Below are 241 nucleotides of genomic sequence, written 5' to 3'. Positions count from 1 at the left end.
TGATGCGGCCGTTGTGGAAAATGACATCAGGCGTAGCGTTAGACATTCTGAGTTCTCCTTTGGAACGGGCTCAGCCCTGTTTCTTGTCCGGGGCCTGGTGGCGGCCCGGCAATTGCCCGAGCACATGGCTGACGGTCTTTTCCTTGTCGCAGGCGGCGGCGAAGGCGGTTCCGTTGAGCAGCTGCCTGCCCACCGGAATGACCTGTTCGCCGACCAGAATGCCCAGCAGGCCGATCAGCGC

At 61.8% G+C, this 241-nt stretch carries 1 protein-coding gene; it reads right to left on the bottom strand.

What is annotated here, in order from left to right; genetic code table 11:
- Positions 1-70: 70 nt before the first annotated feature.
- Positions 71-229, bottom strand: a complete 159-nt coding sequence (locus HMPREF0072_RS12755) for a DUF1427 family protein (protein WP_369073166.1) — start codon at positions 227-229, stop codon at positions 71-73.
- Positions 230-241 lie beyond the last annotated feature (12 nt).

Origin of the sequence: Anaerococcus lactolyticus ATCC 51172 (assembly GCF_000156575.1) — a bacterium.
GTDB lineage: Bacteria > Bacillota > Clostridia > Tissierellales > Peptoniphilaceae > Anaerococcus > Anaerococcus lactolyticus.
Note: the sequence above shows the minus strand (reverse complement) of the source record. Positions and strands in the feature narration are given on the sequence as shown.